The sequence below is a fragment of the Streptomyces sp. NBC_01314 genome (assembly GCF_041435215.1).
Classification (GTDB): Bacteria; Actinomycetota; Actinomycetes; order Streptomycetales; family Streptomycetaceae; genus Streptomyces.
Map to the genome: position 1 here is coordinate 11,005,174 of NZ_CP108394.1, position 14,904 is coordinate 11,020,077.

The 14,904-nt window shown below is 68.8% G+C and carries 18 protein-coding genes and 2 pseudogenes; 9 read left to right on the top strand and 11 right to left on the bottom strand.

What is annotated here, in order from left to right; genetic code table 11:
- Nucleotides 1-76 precede the first annotated feature (76 nt).
- Nucleotides 77-478: pseudogene (locus tag OG622_RS48545) on the bottom strand (isochorismatase family protein); the annotation flags it as partial.
- 94 nt (nucleotides 479-572) lie between these two features.
- On the opposite strand from OG622_RS48545, the gene OG622_RS48550 reads away from it, so the two are divergent.
- The 4 genes from OG622_RS48550 (at nucleotide 573) to OG622_RS48565 (ending at nucleotide 3,490) form a co-directional block, all read left to right on the top strand.
- Entirely contained in the window at nucleotides 573-866 is a 294-nt protein-coding gene (locus OG622_RS48550) for a MarR family transcriptional regulator (protein WP_371583751.1), read from the top strand.
- A 9-nt stretch (nucleotides 867-875) separates the two neighbouring features.
- Nucleotides 876-1,040 carry a hypothetical protein gene (locus OG622_RS48555; protein WP_371583752.1) on the top strand — a complete coding sequence of 55 codons (165 nt, stop codon included), beginning with the start codon at nucleotides 876-878 and terminating at the stop codon, nucleotides 1,038-1,040.
- Nucleotides 1,041-1,777: 737 nt separating this feature from the next.
- Nucleotides 1,778-2,728, top strand: coding sequence for an NmrA/HSCARG family protein (locus tag OG622_RS48560; RefSeq protein WP_371583754.1), 951 nt, complete (start codon nucleotides 1,778-1,780; stop codon nucleotides 2,726-2,728).
- On the top strand, nucleotides 2,729-3,490 hold the full coding sequence (locus tag OG622_RS48565) for a 3-oxoacyl-ACP reductase family protein (protein ID WP_371583756.1): 762 nt from the start codon (nucleotides 2,729-2,731) through the stop codon (nucleotides 3,488-3,490).
- 77 nt (nucleotides 3,491-3,567) lie between these two features.
- Here OG622_RS48565 and OG622_RS48570 read toward each other — a convergent pair whose 3' ends face one another.
- Nucleotides 3,568-3,798: a hypothetical protein gene (locus OG622_RS48570; protein ID WP_371583757.1), complete on the bottom strand. Its 231-nt coding sequence runs from the start codon at nucleotides 3,796-3,798 to the stop codon at nucleotides 3,568-3,570.
- Between the two features lie 497 nt (nucleotides 3,799-4,295).
- Nucleotides 4,296-4,790 (bottom strand): carboxymuconolactone decarboxylase family protein, encoded by a 495-nt coding sequence (locus tag OG622_RS48575; protein ID WP_371583759.1) that lies wholly within the window; start codon nucleotides 4,788-4,790, stop codon nucleotides 4,296-4,298.
- Between the two features lie 94 nt (nucleotides 4,791-4,884).
- Between OG622_RS48575 and OG622_RS48580 the strand changes: the two genes are divergently transcribed.
- Both OG622_RS48580 and OG622_RS48585 read left to right on the top strand, forming a co-directional pair.
- Nucleotides 4,885-5,874, top strand: coding sequence for a pirin family protein (locus OG622_RS48580; protein WP_371583761.1), 990 nt, complete (start codon nucleotides 4,885-4,887; stop codon nucleotides 5,872-5,874).
- Nucleotides 5,875-5,895: 21 nt separating this feature from the next.
- Entirely contained in the window at nucleotides 5,896-6,234 is a 339-nt protein-coding gene (locus tag OG622_RS48585) for a GNAT family N-acetyltransferase (RefSeq protein WP_371583763.1), read from the top strand.
- A gap of 921 nt (nucleotides 6,235-7,155) precedes the next feature.
- Here the strand turns inward: OG622_RS48585 and OG622_RS48590 are convergent.
- From OG622_RS48590 to OG622_RS48605, 4 genes and pseudogenes are all read right to left on the bottom strand, one after another.
- Nucleotides 7,156-7,626, bottom strand: a pseudogene (locus OG622_RS48590) (pirin family protein); the annotation flags it as partial.
- Complete coding sequence (locus OG622_RS48595) at nucleotides 7,623-8,000, bottom strand: DoxX family protein (RefSeq protein WP_371583765.1); 378 nt, start codon at nucleotides 7,998-8,000, stop codon at nucleotides 7,623-7,625. The pseudogene OG622_RS48590 and the gene OG622_RS48595, both read right to left, overlap by 4 nt.
- Nucleotides 8,001-8,057: 57 nt before the next feature.
- On the bottom strand, nucleotides 8,058-8,774 hold the full coding sequence (locus tag OG622_RS48600; protein ID WP_371583767.1) for an NADPH-dependent F420 reductase: 717 nt from the start codon (nucleotides 8,772-8,774) through the stop codon (nucleotides 8,058-8,060).
- Between the two features lie 26 nt (nucleotides 8,775-8,800).
- The gene (locus OG622_RS48605) at nucleotides 8,801-9,832 is read right to left on the bottom strand and encodes an LLM class flavin-dependent oxidoreductase (protein WP_371583768.1); all 1,032 of its coding nucleotides are present in this window, start codon (nucleotides 9,830-9,832) and stop codon (nucleotides 8,801-8,803) included.
- Between the two features lie 658 nt (nucleotides 9,833-10,490).
- On the opposite strand from OG622_RS48605, the gene OG622_RS48610 reads away from it, so the two are divergent.
- The 3 genes from OG622_RS48610 (at nucleotide 10,491) to OG622_RS48620 (ending at nucleotide 11,492) form a co-directional block, all read left to right on the top strand.
- Nucleotides 10,491-10,643, top strand: a complete 153-nt coding sequence (locus OG622_RS48610) for a hypothetical protein (protein WP_371583770.1) — start codon at nucleotides 10,491-10,493, stop codon at nucleotides 10,641-10,643.
- 59 nt (nucleotides 10,644-10,702) lie between these two features.
- A complete protein-coding gene (locus OG622_RS48615; RefSeq protein WP_371583772.1) occupies nucleotides 10,703-11,170 on the top strand; it encodes a MarR family winged helix-turn-helix transcriptional regulator in 468 nt (155 codons plus the stop codon).
- Nucleotides 11,171-11,348: 178 nt separating this feature from the next.
- A complete protein-coding gene (locus OG622_RS48620; RefSeq protein ID WP_371583774.1) occupies nucleotides 11,349-11,492 on the top strand; it encodes a hypothetical protein in 144 nt (47 codons plus the stop codon).
- Between the two features lie 46 nt (nucleotides 11,493-11,538).
- Here the strand turns inward: OG622_RS48620 and OG622_RS48625 are convergent, their stop codons facing one another.
- The 4 genes from OG622_RS48625 to OG622_RS48640 form a co-directional block, all read right to left on the bottom strand.
- The gene (locus tag OG622_RS48625) at nucleotides 11,539-12,447 is read right to left on the bottom strand and encodes an SDR family oxidoreductase (RefSeq protein WP_371583776.1); all 909 of its coding nucleotides are present in this window, start codon (nucleotides 12,445-12,447) and stop codon (nucleotides 11,539-11,541) included.
- A gap of 472 nt (nucleotides 12,448-12,919) precedes the next feature.
- The gene (locus tag OG622_RS48630) at nucleotides 12,920-13,399 is read right to left on the bottom strand and encodes a MarR family winged helix-turn-helix transcriptional regulator (protein WP_371583778.1); all 480 of its coding nucleotides are present in this window, start codon (nucleotides 13,397-13,399) and stop codon (nucleotides 12,920-12,922) included.
- An 11-nt stretch (nucleotides 13,400-13,410) separates the two neighbouring features.
- Nucleotides 13,411-13,641 carry a hypothetical protein gene (locus OG622_RS48635; protein WP_371583780.1) on the bottom strand — a complete coding sequence of 77 codons (231 nt, stop codon included), beginning with the start codon at nucleotides 13,639-13,641 and terminating at the stop codon, nucleotides 13,411-13,413.
- 176 nt (nucleotides 13,642-13,817) lie between these two features.
- Nucleotides 13,818-14,723, bottom strand: a complete 906-nt coding sequence (locus tag OG622_RS48640; protein WP_371583782.1) for an NADP-dependent oxidoreductase — start codon at nucleotides 14,721-14,723, stop codon at nucleotides 13,818-13,820.
- Nucleotides 14,724-14,904 lie beyond the last annotated feature (181 nt).

Sequence of the window (14,904 nt, forward strand, 5' to 3'; positions counted from 1 at the left end):
GGGGCGGCACCAGCGCTGGTGCCGCCCCGCGGCGTTGGTCCGCCCCTTACATCCCGGGAGTGGTCTCGTTGGGGACCAGGGCGGGGAAGGCCACGCAGATCTCGGTGTACAGGCCGGCGATGACCAGCTTCTTGCGCCCGGTCGCCTTGACGGCGTCCACCACGCGCTGGTCCTCCCAGGTGTTGAGGGTCGTCCTGTTGATCGGCTTCTGGTCGGGGAAGACGTCATGGAGGCCCTGGATGATGAGGCCGCCGCGCTCCTCCGCGACCGTGGTCAGGATCGTCGGGACGCCCTATGCTCTGGCGGTCTTGGCCAGCCCGACGACGTTGTTGACGATCATCGTCGGCTCGTGGCTGTGCAGGTTGGCGAACTGGAACGGCTGATGGTCGATCAGCACCAGGACGCTCTCCTCAGGGATTAGCAGGCGTCCAGGCCCGTCTTGGGGAACTCGCTCACGGGGATCTCCTCCAGTGTGCAGAAACTTGGCCGGACGTTCACCTGTCATGCCTTGGCGTGTCAACTATTGCTCCGGTCCTAGATGATGTGTCAACCAGCCCTTGGAGTGGCTTTGCATGGAACAGGAAACAGGCTGGCTCACCCCGTCCGAACAGCGCGCCCGGCGCGCCTTCGTCGGTGTACATCAGAAGCTCCCCGGCAGGTTGGCGCGCGCACTGCAGAGCTGCGGGAACCTGTCCATCGCGGACTATGTCGTCCTTGTGGCCCTCACCGACACCCCCGGCGGGCTGCGGCACTTCCAGGACCTGGCCAACACGGTGCAGTGGGAGCGGAGCCGTATGTCGCACCATCTCCGCCGCATGGCCAAGCGCGACCTGGTGGCCCAGGAGGACTGCCCCAAGGGCAGGTGAGGCGTCCACGTGGTCGTCACCCCCGCCGGACGCGCGGCCATCGAGGCGGCCGCCCCCCGGCACGTCGCCACCGTGCGCTGGTTGGTCATCGACCCCCTCAGTCCCGAAGAGCTCGACACGCTCACCGTTCTTTGTGAACGCATCCTCGGTCGGCTGGAGGTGGATCCTCCCTGATGTCGTGACGGGTCGGCTCGCTGTCCGGGGTTGGGTGGGAGTAGGCAATTGACATCGATAGTTGATATGCCATGTTATTTCTGGCCGCAGTGGTACCCGTGACCACGGGCTCGCTGTACCCGTGCATCAGGAATTCCTCGGGAAAGGAACCGCCCCATGCCCACATGGAGATGGAGTAACGGGGTGGGGAAGAACCCGGCCCTCGTCGCAGCAGCAGCGGTGTTCACGCGAAAGCGCGAACCGCCCGTGAACCGTGCGGGGGTTCACGGGCGCGGTCGCCCAGCGCTGTCGCCAAGTGCTACGGCGTGACTCCCAGCCTGGTGCGGCGCACGGCCTGGGGCCCGTCGCCGTACTCGACGATGCCGACGTACCGCTCATCTCGCGCCGCATCCGGCCATGCCGCCCTCTGTCCGAGCGAGGCGCCCTGGGCGACGGGCTGGGGGTGGAGGTGGCGGAAGGCTGGACTGCCTCCCGCGCCCGCACCCACCAGGACACGGCTCCGGTGGTCATCGATGAGCCGGCTGTCGCCAGATCCGCACGCCGTCAGCCGCAGCCGCGAGCACTTCCATGGACCGTCCAGCTGATGCTCTTGCGTTCCGGTCGCTCGACCCGCATTCGTGGCCATAGCCCGAAACGATCGTGGCTTGAGTGCCCCCTCATGTTGATACATCAACCCACTCGCGATAGCATCGAGCATCGTTGATGCGTCAACAAGTTCTTCTGAAGGGACAGCTGTCATGAGCAACAAGAAGGTCATCGCGGTCGCCGGAGCGACGGGTGCGCAGGGCGGCGGCGCCGCACGAGCGATCCTGGCCGATCCGGAGTCGGGCTTCACGGTCCGCGCGCTCACCCGGAATCCCGACTCGCCCGCGGCCAGGGAGCTCGCGGCGCTCGGGGCCGAGGTCGTGCAGGCGGACTTCACCGACGAGCCGACGGTGCACAAGGCGTTCGAGGGTGCCTACGGCGCCTTCCTCGTCACCAACTTCTGGGCGCACGGTTCGGCGGCGAAGGAGCTGGAGGAGATCCAGGCCCTGGTCCGGGCCGCCGAGGCCACGGGGCTGCGTCACGTGGTCTGGTCGACGCTGGAGGACACCCGCGAACTGTTGCCGCTGGAGGACGGCCGTATGCCGGTCCTGCAGGAGAAGTACAACGTGCCGCACTTCGATATCAAGGGTGAGGGCAACGAGCTGTTCAGGCAGGCCGGGGTACCGACCACCTTCCTCAACACGACCTTCTACTTTCAGGGCTTCCTGCGGGACCTCGCCCCCCAGCGCGGCGAGGACGGCGTACTGACGCTGAACCTGCCGCTGGAGGACGGCAAACTTCTGGCCGGAGTCGACGTCGCGGACATCGGCCGGACGGCCCTCGCCGTCCTCAAGGGCGGCGAGCAGTACATCGGCCAGACCATCGGCCTGGCCGGCGACCACCTGACCGGTGCGCAGTACGCGGAGAAGCTGGCGGCGGCGCTGGGCGAGCCGGTGCGCTTCCAAGCCGTGCCCTACGACTTCTTCCGCACCCTCGAGATTCCGTTGGCCGAGGAGCTCGGCAACATGTTCCAGTACTACGGCGACTTCGACCAGGAGTTCACCGGCGCCCGCGACCTGGACCGGCTGCGGGAGATCAACCCGGCGCTCAAGAGCTTCGACACCTGGCTGGCCGAGAACACCTCGAAGTTCGAGGTGAAGTGAGTGAGCACAACCACCACTGCGAGAGGGCAGTTAGTCGGCAAAGTCGCCCTGGTGACCGGCGCGAGCCGAGGCATCGGCGCGGCCATCGCACGACGCCTGGCCCGGGAGGGCGCGGCCGTCGCGATCACGTACCACTCGTCTCCCGGCCACGCCGACAAGGTCGTCGAGAGCATCACGTCCGCAGGTGGCAAGGCCGTGGCCATCGCGGCCGACGCGGCGGACGCGGAAGCGGTCCGCGCGTCGGTCAACGGCACCGTGGAGACTTTCGGCCGCTTGGACATCCTGGTGAACAACGCCGGGGGCGGCCCGTTCGGACCGTTCGAGCAGCTCACCGTCGACGACTTCGACCGGTCCGTCGCGGTGAACATACGCTCGGTGTTCGTGGCCACCCAGGCGGCGCTGCGGCACCTCGGGGACGGCGGCCGGATCATTTCGATCGGCAGCGTCTTCGCCGAGCGGATGCCGGTGCCGAACGGTACGCCGTACTCCCTCACCAAGGCGGCCATCGGCGGTTTCACCCGGGCGCTGGCCCGGGAGCTCGGGCCGAGGGCGATCACAGTGAACAACGTCCAGCCCGGCCCGGTCGACACCGACAGTAATCCGGCTGATGGCGACATCGCCTCGGTGATGATCCCGCTGACCCCGGCAGGACGGTTCGCCTCTCCCGAGGAGCTGACCGGCCTGATCGTCTACCTCGCCGGCCCCGAGTCAGGTTACGTGACAGGCGCGACGATCAACATCGACGGTGGCTACACCGTCTGAGCCGCTCGCTGCAGGCAGGCGCCCGGCCGGGGCTACCCGGCCGGGCGCCTGACAACTCCTGACAACTGACGCATTGATCAACCACCGGCCTCGAAGGAGCCCACCCACGGGTGGGTGGGCACGCTTCCATCTTCGTTTGCCTGGTCGTGCAGGAGCGGGGTGACCATGTCCTTGACGGCGGTCCAGAAGGCGGCGGCGCCGCCGAGCGTGGCGTCGAAGCAACTGAGCCGGTCCAGGTGGAAGTGCCCCTCCAGCCTGCCGGTCCGCTCGGCCACCGCCACGCCCACCGGGTCCACGGCAGTGTCCACGGCAGTTCGGTGGGCGCCTGAAGAACCGATTCGGTGTCTCCTCGCGGGAGTTCGGCCGGTGATCGCTTCCCGGCGTCGCCGCACAGCGACCGCTTCCGCTGCCTACGCCCGGGAGGACCACAGCGACGACTGCACCCGTCGACGCGCTCCCGAACCCGCCGCCCGGGCCTGGCGCCGCCGGAGCCCTCCGGTCCTCGGCTCCGATTGACCCGTCGCCCTCCACACCCCACGCCGGATCTCGCCGCCGTCCAACTGCGCCGTCACCCCTGCGACCCCGGCACCCCGTCGGTGCGACCCGACCAGGCACTCACCCCGCCCGGCCGTCCTGGAGGGTGACACCAGCCACGCCGTGCTGTCCGGGAGCGAGAAGGGCATCGCCGGACGCATCGCGCCCGCCTTCCGGGCAGACCTCACGGCCGTCACCCCTGATCCCCTCACCACCGGCCCCCGACGAACCCGCCGACGTCCGATACGGCTCACGACGAGAGGGCGCAACATCACCTACCGGACACTGGTAAACCGCTCTCCTCACCCCGAGCGCCTCGATTCGCCCGTACCGGATGCTTGCTCATGATCGAGACCCGATTGAACGCGTTGATGGTGACCGCCACCCAGATCGCGGCGGAGATCTGGTCATCGGTGAGCACGCGTCGAGCGGCGTCGTAGGCGGATTCCTGTGCGCCGGCGTCGGTGGGGTCGGTCGTGGCCTCGGCCAGCTCGAGAGCCGCACGTTCCGGAGCGGAGAACACCTCGGTGTCCCGCCACGCGGCCAGTACGCCCAGCCGCTGCGCCGACTCACCCGCGCGTACGGCCGCCCTGGTGTGGAGGTCGAGGCAGAAGGCGCATCCGTTGATCTGCGACACGCGGAGGTTGATCAGCTCCACGACGGTGCGGTCGAGCCCTGCCTCGGCGGCGACCGTGCGCACCGCTTCCGACGTCTGCCCCAGGGCCTGGAAGGCCTTGGGGCTCTGTTTGTCGATGAAGATCCGCATGTCTCCCGCTCGTTGGCTGCTTGTTGTGGCCTTCGCTCTATGATCATGGCATCATAGTTGATGTAACAACTAGATTCCATGGGAGGTGGTCTCGGTGAGCAATAGGGAAGCCGAGCCGGCAGTGATGAGATACGGGTCGCCGGTCGACGACGTACGGTCGGCAGGGGCGCCCCGGGTCGACGTGCTCCCCGCGCGGGAGGTGCCCCTGGGCGGACCGCGCTCGATGACGGTGCGGCGGACGCTGCCGCAGCGGGACCGGCCGCTGATCGGCGCCTGGTGTTTCGCCGACCACTACGGTCCCGACGAGGTCACCGACAGGGGCGGCATGGCGCTGGCCCCGCACCCGCACACCGGCCTGCAGACGGTGACCTGGCTGTTCAGCGGGGAGGTCGAGCACCGCGACACGCTCGGCACCCACGCCTTCGTGCGCCCCGGGGAGATCAACCTCATGACGGGTGGGTACGGCATCGCCCACTCGGAGGTCTCCACCCCGCGCACGACCGTCGTCCACGGCGTCCAGCTGTGGGTGGCGCTGCCGGAGGAGCACCGGAACGCCGAACGGGACTTCCAGCACTACGCGCCCGAGCCCGTGCGGATGGAGGGGGCCGAGATCAGGGTCTTTCTCGGTTCGCTCGCCGGTGGGGTCTCTCCGGTGCGGACGTTCACGCCGCTGATCGGCGCCGAGATCGTCCTCGAACCGCATATGACGGTCGCTCTCCCCGTGGACACCGACTTCGAGCACGGTGTTCTCGTGGACAGCGGGGACGTTCGTGTGGCCGACACCCTGCTGCACCGGGCGGAGCTGGGCTATGTCCCGCCGGGTGCGGGCACCTTGACGCTCACGAACGAGTCGGACGGTCCGGCGCGGACGATTCTGCTCGGCGGCACCCCGTTCGAGGAGGAGATCGTCATGTGGTGGAACTTCATCGGCCGCACTCACGGGGACATCGTCAAGGCCCGGGAGGACTGGGAGGCCTCCTCCGACCGCTTCGGCACCATGGAGGGATTTCCCGGAGGCCGTCTCCCCGCGCCCGCCCTGCCCAACGCCACCATCAGGCCGCGTCGTAACCCTCCGCGCCGCTGACCTCCCTCGGAAAGGCCCCCCATGAGCCAGTCTTCTGCCGACCCCGCCGTCGAGCGCGTGGACGCACACCATCGGTACGAGATCGTGGTCGACGGCAAGCGCGCCGGCGTGACCGAGTTCCGCGACCACGGTGAGCAGCGCGTGTTCTTCCACACGGAGGTCGACGACGCCTACGCCGGACAGGGCCTGGCCGCACAGCTGGTGCGGCAGGCGCTCACCGACACGCGCGCCTCCGGGAAGCGGATAGTCCCTGCCTGCCCCTACGTGGCCAAGTTCCTGAAGAGGCATGACGAGTTCGCCGACATCACTGATCCCGTGACCCCTGAGGTCCTGCGGTGGCTTGAGGTGCACCTGGGCTGAATTGCCGTCGCCTGACCCCTGCTGATCTCCGCAGGAGATCAGGGTCGGGCGCGGCTCGGTCTGAGGGACGTGATCAATAACATTCCTTGGCAGGTCCGCGTCGCCCTTTCTTGGCGACCGGGCCAGAAGCCCCGGATCCAGCTGACCGATCTCGACCACACCTGGACGTGGCGGCCGAGCTTCCCCAACCGCTCGGCCGGACGATCCTCGTCGAGCGTTGGTCGAAGGCCACTCCCGGAGGGCGCGCCAACCACCGTGCAGAAGAAGTTCGGTGGCCGGTTGCCCCGCGCTTGCGGTCGAAGTTCCACCCCTCCGCACCGACTGGGCAGTTCATGAGGGACACCCACGGTGGGCGCCAGGCGGAACTGGAGAGAGAACTGTCGATCCGTGACAATGCCTTCCGGCTGGGTGGATGGAAGTTGATGAGACAACCGTCGAACCACATCGAGGGCATCTGTCCGGGGCGACGAGTCCACCTTCTCGGGCCGGACCGGCGACCGGCAGCCGGTCCCGGAAGGGCGGCAGCTGTTCAGGAAGGTCAGAGATGCCCAGACGGTCACACGAGTTGCTCTTCGGAAGCTTCATCACACCCGTCGCCGACAACACCGAGTGCCGATCAGGTCGACCAGGTTGTGGCGCTCACCCGGCTCTCGGAGCGGGCCGGTCTCGACCTCCTGCTCGCCACGTTCCAGGACCACCGTTGCTGAGCCCGTAGTCAGGTCTCAGCATTCCGGGTATTCCAGGTATTTCGGCCCGGAAGGTCCGTCGCATCGCCAGAGCGTCCAGGGCTCGGCTTGAGGACGGTCTCCCGTTTCTGTCTGCCGCTGGTGCGGCAGGGTTGTGCCACCTGCCCGCCCCGTCCCCGTCTTGCGGTGGGGGGCGGGCGGTGCGGGTCTTCTGGTCGGCTCCACGGGGTTTCGGCTGCACGCCGTGGGCCACCCCACCGCTTTGGACCAGCCACTCCGGAGGCTGCTCGATGTGCAGGATTCCGGAGCCTGCGGTCATCCACTGGGTGTCGCCGTCGGTGATGAGGCCGCCGCCCCCGTTGGAGTCCTGGTGCTCCACGGCGCCGTCGAGGAGGTAGGTGACGGTCTCGAAGCCCCGGTGGGGATGCCAGGGGGTGCCCATGGGCTCGCCAGGGGCCTGCTCGACCTCGCCGATGTGGTCCATGTGTATGAACGGGTCGAGCTCGGTCGACAGCACTCCGGCGAAGGCGCGGCGGACGGGGAAGCCCTCGCCCTCGAAGCCGATCTGGGCGGTCGTCAGGCGGCGGACGGGCCGGAAGGCGGTGCCGGCCGGGTCCAGCTCCGGCAGGCGCGGCAGGACCAGGACGTCGTCCACGGTGATCGCGGGCGTGAGTGCTTCCCCCTCTTCTCTGTCTGTCGCTGTCAGAAGGCGTGCGGACCGAAGCGGCCCCAGGCCACGAAGACGGTCATGGCCAGCAGGACCACGTTCACGACGACCGACTGGCTCTCCCCTCGCCGGCTGTGTGTGATGCCGGCGCCGAACATGGTCAGTGCCAGGCCGGAGGCGGCCAGCGGAACGAGGTCCGGAGCGATGTCCACCGCCGCGGGCAGAATCAGCCCGAGCGCGGCGAGAACCTCCAGGATGCCGATCGCCTTGATCATCGCCGGGGGGAAGTCCTCGGCCCAGCCCATGGAGGGAGATACGGCGAGCTTCTCCTTGGACTGGGCGAGTTTGGCGGCGCCGGCCCCGAAGAAAACCAGAGCGAGCAGGGCCGCGACAGCCCACAGAGCGACGTTCACAGGTACCTCTTGTGATCGGGTGGTGTGGTCCCGCAGAGGCGGTCCCACCTGTTCTGACTACGACGGCTCGGGCACCGCTTCCGAAAGCGTGGGCCGCGCGGCGGCGACGGCCCGTCCGCGCTCCGAGTCGGGGAACCGGCTGAGCATCGCGCGCAGCTCCTCGGTGTCTACGTTGGCGCCGAACGGCTCCGTTCCCGGCTCCAGCCGCACCCCTGAGGCCAGCGGTCCCGCGACGACGGCGTCGAAGCCGAGGTCGTCGACGAGGCGCGAGACGGTGATGAGGTCCTCGGGATCGTCACCGGCGATGGCGATGGCCTTGCGGCCACGGATTCCGGCGGGCCGGGCCCCGTCCTCGAGGTCGTGGTAGCCCATGTGGTTGAAGGCTTTGACCACGCGTGCGCCGGGCAGGAACCGCTGCACGATCTCGCTGGAGGAGGTGCGTGGGTCGGTGAGATCCGCGCGGATGCCGTCGACCTCCCACCAGTAGTTCATCGCGTCGATGACGAGCTTGCCCTCCAGGGCCGCCGCCGGAATGCTCCGGTACTTGCCGAGGGGGAGGGCCAGGACGACGACGTCCGCCTTCGCCGCCGCCTGAGCCGCGGTGACCGGGATCGCGCCGGGCGTGAGGACTTCGACGGTGAGGGCGATCTTGGCGGGGTCGCCCGATCCGGCGATGAGTACGCGGCAGCCGGCCGCACGGGCCAGTCGCGCGAGCACGGTGCCGACCTTTCCCGCGCCCAGGATGCCGACGGTTGCCATGTCGGTGGTGGCCATGTCCGCTCCGTTCGGTGTCAGTCGGGTCAGTCGGCGAGGATGTCGCGGACCATGGGGAGGACCTTCGTGCCGTACAGCTCGACGGCACGCAGCCGGGCGCTGATCGGCTGTGCTCCGGCGGTGTAGATGAGGTCGAACCGGCCGACGCCGAGCGCCTTGATGGCGCGGGCCATCTTGCGGGCCACCGTCTCGGGCGAGCCGATGTACAGGGAGCCGTGCTCGATCTCGGCCGCGTACTCCTCCTTGCGGGCCGGCTGCCAGCCGCGCAGCGCGCCGATGCGGTCCCGGATGACCTTGTAGTGCGGCCAGTGCAGCTCCCGGGCCTCCTCGTCCGTGTCGGCGATGAAGCCCGGCGAGTGCATCCCGACCGGGTGGGCGGTCGTGCCGAACTTGTCGGCGGCGCGCTGGTAGAGGTCGATGTACGGCGCGAAGCGTTCCGGGCTGCCGCCGATGATGGCGATCATGAGCGGAAACCCGTAGCGCGCGGTGCGGATGACCGACTGGGGTGAGCCGCCGACACCGACCCAGGTGGTCAGATGCCCGGACTCGGTCCTGGGGAAGACGTCGGCGTGGTCGAGGGCGGGTCGTTTGGTGCCGCTCCAGGTGACCGGCTTCTCCTCCAGTAGCTTGGCGAAGAGTTCGATCTTCTCTTCGAACAGCACGTCGTAGTCGGCGAGGTCGTAGCCGAAGAGGGAGAACGACTCGGTGAAGGAGCCGCGTCCGAGGATGACTTCGGCCCGGCCGTTCGAGAGCGCGTCCACGGTCGAGAAGCGCTGGAAGACCCGGACCGGATCGTCGGAGCTCAGCACCGTCACTCCGGAGGAGAGGCGGATCCGCTCGGTGCGGGTGGCGATGCCGGCGAGGACGGTCTCCGGGGTCGAGATCGCGAACTCGGGGCGGTGGTGCTCGCCGAGGGCGAGAACGTCGACGCCGGTCTCCTCCGCGAGAACGGCCTCGTCCACGACCTGCCGGATGGCCCGTGCGTCGGACACCAGGGTGCCGGAGTCGTCCTCCGGCACATCGCCGAACGTGTCCAGACCGAAGACGAGATCAGACATGGCTGGGTTCCTTCGTGAGTGGGTGATGCACCCGTGGGGGCGACTTCGTGGCACCAACGGTTGACGTATCAATAATAACCAACGTAATTGATGTGTCAACTAAAGGGAGGGAGTGATGAAGGGGCCACGCAGGGCGCCGCCTGCACCCCTCCTCACTCGCCTCCGGTGTCGGCTGGCAGCGCAGTCGTCGCTCGCGCCCCCTCTGGCGAATGGAGCTGCGAGGGCTCGCACGGCGTGCGGAGTGCGCCGCCGACAGTCGGGGTGCCGAGGTGGTGTCGACGGATGAGGGTGCTCAAGCGTTCCGGCGCGCATCCCTTCCCCGTCTGCGCGCTTCCATGAGCTGTCCGTCGGCCCCCTCGACCGGGTTCAGCTGTCCGCGGCCAAGCATCTCGCGACAACGCTGCGGACGGGGCTGGAGTCGTTGTGGGGGCGCCTGACCGCTCCTCGCCGGAACAGGCGGGCCGTGCGCACGAGGCGTTCCTCGCGTACGACAAGCCGCTCAACCGGCACATCTACCTGCGCGCCGCCAATGGAATCCTCTTCTGCCAGCTACTCACCCGGCATCTGGAGAGATGCTGCCGATCGTCTCGCCGTGGGGGAGTGCGCGGTATGAGTGGGCGGCGATGGGGTGCCCCCGTAACTTCCGCCGCTGGCGGGTATGAGGGACGCCACCCGCGAGATCGCCGTGGCCGTGGTCAAGGCCGTGGTGGAGGGCGGCGTCCCACCCGAGGCCGCGGAGGCCGAGCTGTGCGCTGCGGTCACGGCGACGCGGTGGACGCCGAGGTACGCCCGACCGTGGGAGATGTCATGACCGATGGATTGGGCCTTCATGTAACTGGGTGACCCGTCAACTCCTTTACACTCGCTTGTATGGATGAAGAGGTGCGGTGGTTGACGGCGGAGGAGCAGCACGCCTGGCGGAGCTTTGTCCGGTTGCATGAGCGGCTGGGGGGCCGCCTGTCGCGCATGTTGCAGAGTGAGTCGAAGCTCTCGGCCGCGGATTTCGGCGTGCTGGTCAATCTGACGGATGTGCCGGACGGTCGGCAGCGTTACCAGGATCTGGCCGCGGCGCTCGAGTGGGAGAAGAGCCGCATGTCCCACCACATCGCTCGGATGGCAGGAAGAGGGCTGGTGGTCCGCGAGGAGTGCCCCGAGGACGCGCGGGGAGCGTTCGTGGTGATCACGGACGCCGGGCGGGTGGCGATCGAGGCGGCGGCTCCGCTGCATGTGGAGGCGGTGCGAGAGCTGTTCCTGGATCATGTCACCCCGGCGGAGCTGCGGACTCTGGCCGACATCTCCGACCGAGTGGTGGCGAAGCTGGACGAGGACCCTGCCTGACCGGCCGATCGCAGTGCTACCTGGCAGCAAAGGCGTCCTGAGATTGTCCTGGGCCTCGAATCCAGGAGCCGTTCCGGACAGGCAGGGACTGGATCGTCGATGGGGCTGTTTCGAGGGAAGGTCGTGGTCGAGCAGTCAGGTTGTATTCCTGCTGTTCGGGCATGGGATGGGGCCGCTGATGCTCGCGGGAAACCCCATCAACGACATCGACGAGTCCGACCGGGTCAAGGTGGAGCCGTCCTACACCGCGCTGATCGACGTCCTCGCCCCGCTCGGCCTGGCATACCTGCACCACACGGAGGCCCCGAGGCCCGCGACCTGACCTTCCGTCTGCGCAAGCAGTTCGGTGGGCCCGGGAGGCGGGTCGGTCACCGGTGTTGTTCCCTGCTCAGCTCGTCGGTGTATCGGCCGAGGGCGTCCGTGGCCGTGGGGGCTGGGCCGAACAGTTGCTCCTGGCGGCGGGGGTCGGCGACGTAGCGGCCGCTGTCGAACCAGCTGAACATCGCGGCCATGTCCTTGACCAGCGGCATGAAGCGGCCGGTGACGGCTCCTGCGGCGCGGGCGACGACGGAGGGGACGGCCCATACCTTGATCTTCTTTCCGGCCCGGCTGCCCATCAGGTCGGCCATCTCGCGCATGCTGACCGGACGGTCCCAGCCGATGTCGATGCGCTCACCGTTTTCTGCCTCGGCGTCGACGGCGGCCGCCAGGTAGGCGGCGAGATCGGAGGTGTGGACGAAGGTCAGCGGGACGGTGGTCTTGCCGATCCACGTCAGGCGGCCCTTGTCGATCGGGTTGCCCGCCATGGTCGCGATCTGGTCGAGGAACGCCCCCGGCCGCAGGGCGACGAACGGGACGCCGAGCTGTTCGAGCTTGTCCTCGGCGATCTTCTTGTGCCAGAAGTGCGGGACCTGGGGCGTCTGGTCGCTGGTGAGGATGCTGGTCAGGACGAACCGCCGGATGCCGGTGCGGTGGGCGGCCTCGGCGAGGTTGGCGTTGCCGACGGTGTCGATGTCGTGCGCGTTCTTGCCGCCGCGGGTGTAGCCGGCGGCGGTGGTGATGACGGCATCGGCGCCCTTCATGGCGGCGACGAGTGAGTCGAGGTCGAGCATGTCGCCGCGGACGATCTCGACACCCCGGCTTTCGAGCCCGCTGGCGTCGGTGGTCGGCCGGACCAGGGCGCGGACGTTCTTACCGCGCTTGAGCAGTTCGTCGACGACCTTGCCGCCGAGGGAGCCGGTCGCGCCGACGACGAGGACGGGGAGGGGGGTGGTCATGGGGGTCTCGCTTTCCATCAGGTCAGGAGTGGGGGGATTGAGGTGGGCGGGGCAGTGGTGGCCGCGGACGTGAGCGCGACTTCGGCCCGGGTCGCTCAAGGAGCGGGCCTGTGGTGGACGGATCCGTGCCGCGCGTCGCTGCCGATGCTGCAGGAGCTTGCGGAGGTCGAAGGCGTCCCGGACGCGGGTGATGCGGCCGTCCTCGATGTGCGGCCGACCGGCGAGGGGGAAGGGCTCGCCGGTCCGAGGGGGTGTCGCCCGGCCCCCTGAATGAGTCCGCCTGCCTGCACCGAGACAGCTCGCGCTTGAAGCGCTGAGGCCCCGCAACCTCCCGTTCTCCCTGGCGGACGGAGACTAGTAGTGAATCTGCCACATTCAAGCGATTTGCGCCCTATGCTTGTAAATTCACCATGCTTGTAAATTCACCCATCTATCGCGTGGGGCACGCCAACTTGGGATGCAAACGGGGGAGCTACTTGGACTCTTCTTCCGGAAGAGAGCGGCTGTTGATCGCGTCGGCGATGGCGTAGGCGGTGCGGACGAAGGACTCTGCCTGCTGCGCCGACAGGTTCTGCGCGGAGGTTTCCTCCAGGGCCTGCCACATCGCTGCGATGGGCTCGCGCATGGCACGCCCCTTGTCGGTGAGGTGGACGACCATGACGCGCCGGTCGTGTTCGGCCGGCTCGCGGATGAGCAGGCCGGCGTCCTGCATGCGGCGTAGGGACTTGGAGACGGTGGAGTGGTCCAGGCCGACGCTGTCGAGCAGTTCGGACTGGGTCTGGCCGTCCCGGTCGAGGAGCTGCATCAGGAGCAGTTCCTGCCCGGGATGCAGGTCCATCTCGCGGAGCATGGCGCCGGCGCGGGCGCGGTGGGCGCGGGCGAGCTGGAAGATCGCGTAGCTCATCGGCCCCTCGCTGGCCGTAGTGGGGGTGCGGGGTGTGGGGTCGGGCATGGTTCGGTTCCTCAGGCGGTGTAGGTGGGGTAGTCGGTGTAGCCGGCCACTCCGCCGCCGTAGAAGGTCGCCGGGTCGGGGGTGTTCAGCGGCGCGTCAGAGCGTAGCCGCTCGACCAGGTCCGGGTTGGCGAGTGCGAGGGCGCCGACGGAGACGAGTTCGGCCGTGCCGTAGCCGATGTCTCTGGCGCGGGTGGGCAGGCCGGCGCCGGCTGGGTTGAGGACCAGCGTGGTCGGCCACACGCGCGCAGGGTGCTCAGCAAGGCGTCGTCGCCCGCGTGGAGGTGGGGGCGGTGCGGGAGGGAGATGCCACCGACGGCGGTCCATGTCCCCAGGGAGGTCCCCACGAGGCGGGCCTTCGGTGCGGTGACGACCAAGTGGTGATCGGGAGGGTGTGGCGGAGGGAGGGGTGGGCGTGATCAGTCGAGGGTGAGGACGAGCTTGCCCCGGACATGTCCGGCGTCGCTGACCTGCTGGGCTGTGGCGGCCTCGGCGAGCGGGTAGGCGGTGACGGTGGTGACGACCTTGCCGGTCGCGGCGTCCTGCGCCAGGGCGGCCAGGTGGGCGGTCGAGCGTTCGGGGGAACCGCTGGAGAAGGTGATGCCGAGCTGGTGCGCGCGGAGGTCGGCGATGGTGACGATGCGCTCGGTGCCGCCGCGCAGGGTGATGGAGTCCTCCAGGGCTCCCTTCCCGGCCAGGTCGAACACCGCGTCCACGCCGTCGGGGGCGAGTGCCTGGACCCGCTCGACCAGGCCCTCGCCGTAGAGGGTCGCGGTGGCGCCGAGCGAAGTGAGGTATTCCTGGTTGGCGGGGCCGGCGGTGCCGATGACGCGCGCTCCGCGGGCCGTGGCGAGCTGGACCGCCAGGGTGCCGACCGCTCCGGCCGCGCCGTGCATCAGTACGGTCTCCCCGTCGGCGACGCCGAGCAGGTTCAGGACGCGCTCGGCCGTCGCGCCCGCCACCGGCAGCGCGACCGCGTGCTGCCAGTCGAGGCCGGCGGGCTTGAGGGCCACGGTGGTGGCCAGGGCGTACTGGGCGTACGAGCCGGTGTCCGACCAGCCCAGCACCTCATCGCCCACCTTCACGTCCTGCACGCCCTCACCCAGGGCGTCCACCACGCCGGCGAGCTCACCACCGGGGATGGCGGGCAGCGGCGTCGGGAACCTGGCCTCCAGTGCCCCGGAGCGGATCTTGCCGTCCAGCGCGTTCAGTCCGGCTGCCTTGACGCGGACGCGGATCTGCCCGGGGCCGGGCTGCGGGACCTCGATGTCCGCCTCGTGCAGCACTTCCGTGCCCCCGAAACGGTCGAACAGGATGGCTTTCATGACGACTCCTCTCGTGTCGCCACCCATTTAGGTGGCTGGACACATAATCAACGTAGCAGCAAACACGTGGCTAGCCAAGTATTTGCAGTCGCTCGGGCTGCACAAGATCGATCGCGGTCGCGTCGGTCTCCTTGGGGCGGCGTCGAAGCGGGAGGTGTCTGCCGGAGCGAGCCTTGCGCTC

What these genes read in the sequence shown, in the direction of transcription:
- OG622_RS48625 (WP_371583776.1), bottom strand. Translation starts at nt 12,447, where the DNA reads ATGACCACCCCCCTCCCCGTCCTCGTCGTCGGCGCGACCGGCTCCCTC.
- OG622_RS48615 (WP_371583772.1), top strand. Translation starts at nt 10,703, where the DNA reads ATGGATGAAGAGGTGCGGTGGTTGACGGCGGAGGAGCAGCACGCCTGG.
- OG622_RS48605 (WP_371583768.1), bottom strand. Translation starts at nt 9,832, where the DNA reads ATGTCTGATCTCGTCTTCGGTCTGGACACGTTCGGCGATGTGCCGGAG.
- OG622_RS48610 (WP_371583770.1), top strand. Translation starts at nt 10,491, where the DNA reads ATGAGGGACGCCACCCGCGAGATCGCCGTGGCCGTGGTCAAGGCCGTG.
- OG622_RS48600 (WP_371583767.1), bottom strand. Translation starts at nt 8,774, where the DNA reads ATGGCCACCACCGACATGGCAACCGTCGGCATCCTGGGCGCGGGAAAG.
- OG622_RS48575 (WP_371583759.1), bottom strand. Translation starts at nt 4,790, where the DNA reads ATGCGGATCTTCATCGACAAACAGAGCCCCAAGGCCTTCCAGGCCCTG.
- OG622_RS48630 (WP_371583778.1), bottom strand. Translation starts at nt 13,399, where the DNA reads ATGCCCGACCCCACACCCCGCACCCCCACTACGGCCAGCGAGGGGCCG.
- OG622_RS48640 (WP_371583782.1), bottom strand. Translation starts at nt 14,723, where the DNA reads ATGAAAGCCATCCTGTTCGACCGTTTCGGGGGCACGGAAGTGCTGCAC.
- OG622_RS48620 (WP_371583774.1), top strand. Translation starts at nt 11,349, where the DNA reads ATGCTCGCGGGAAACCCCATCAACGACATCGACGAGTCCGACCGGGTC.
- OG622_RS48585 (WP_371583763.1), top strand. Translation starts at nt 5,896, where the DNA reads ATGAGCCAGTCTTCTGCCGACCCCGCCGTCGAGCGCGTGGACGCACAC.
- OG622_RS48560 (WP_371583754.1), top strand. Translation starts at nt 1,778, where the DNA reads ATGAGCAACAAGAAGGTCATCGCGGTCGCCGGAGCGACGGGTGCGCAG.
- OG622_RS48550 (WP_371583751.1), top strand. Translation starts at nt 573, where the DNA reads ATGGAACAGGAAACAGGCTGGCTCACCCCGTCCGAACAGCGCGCCCGG.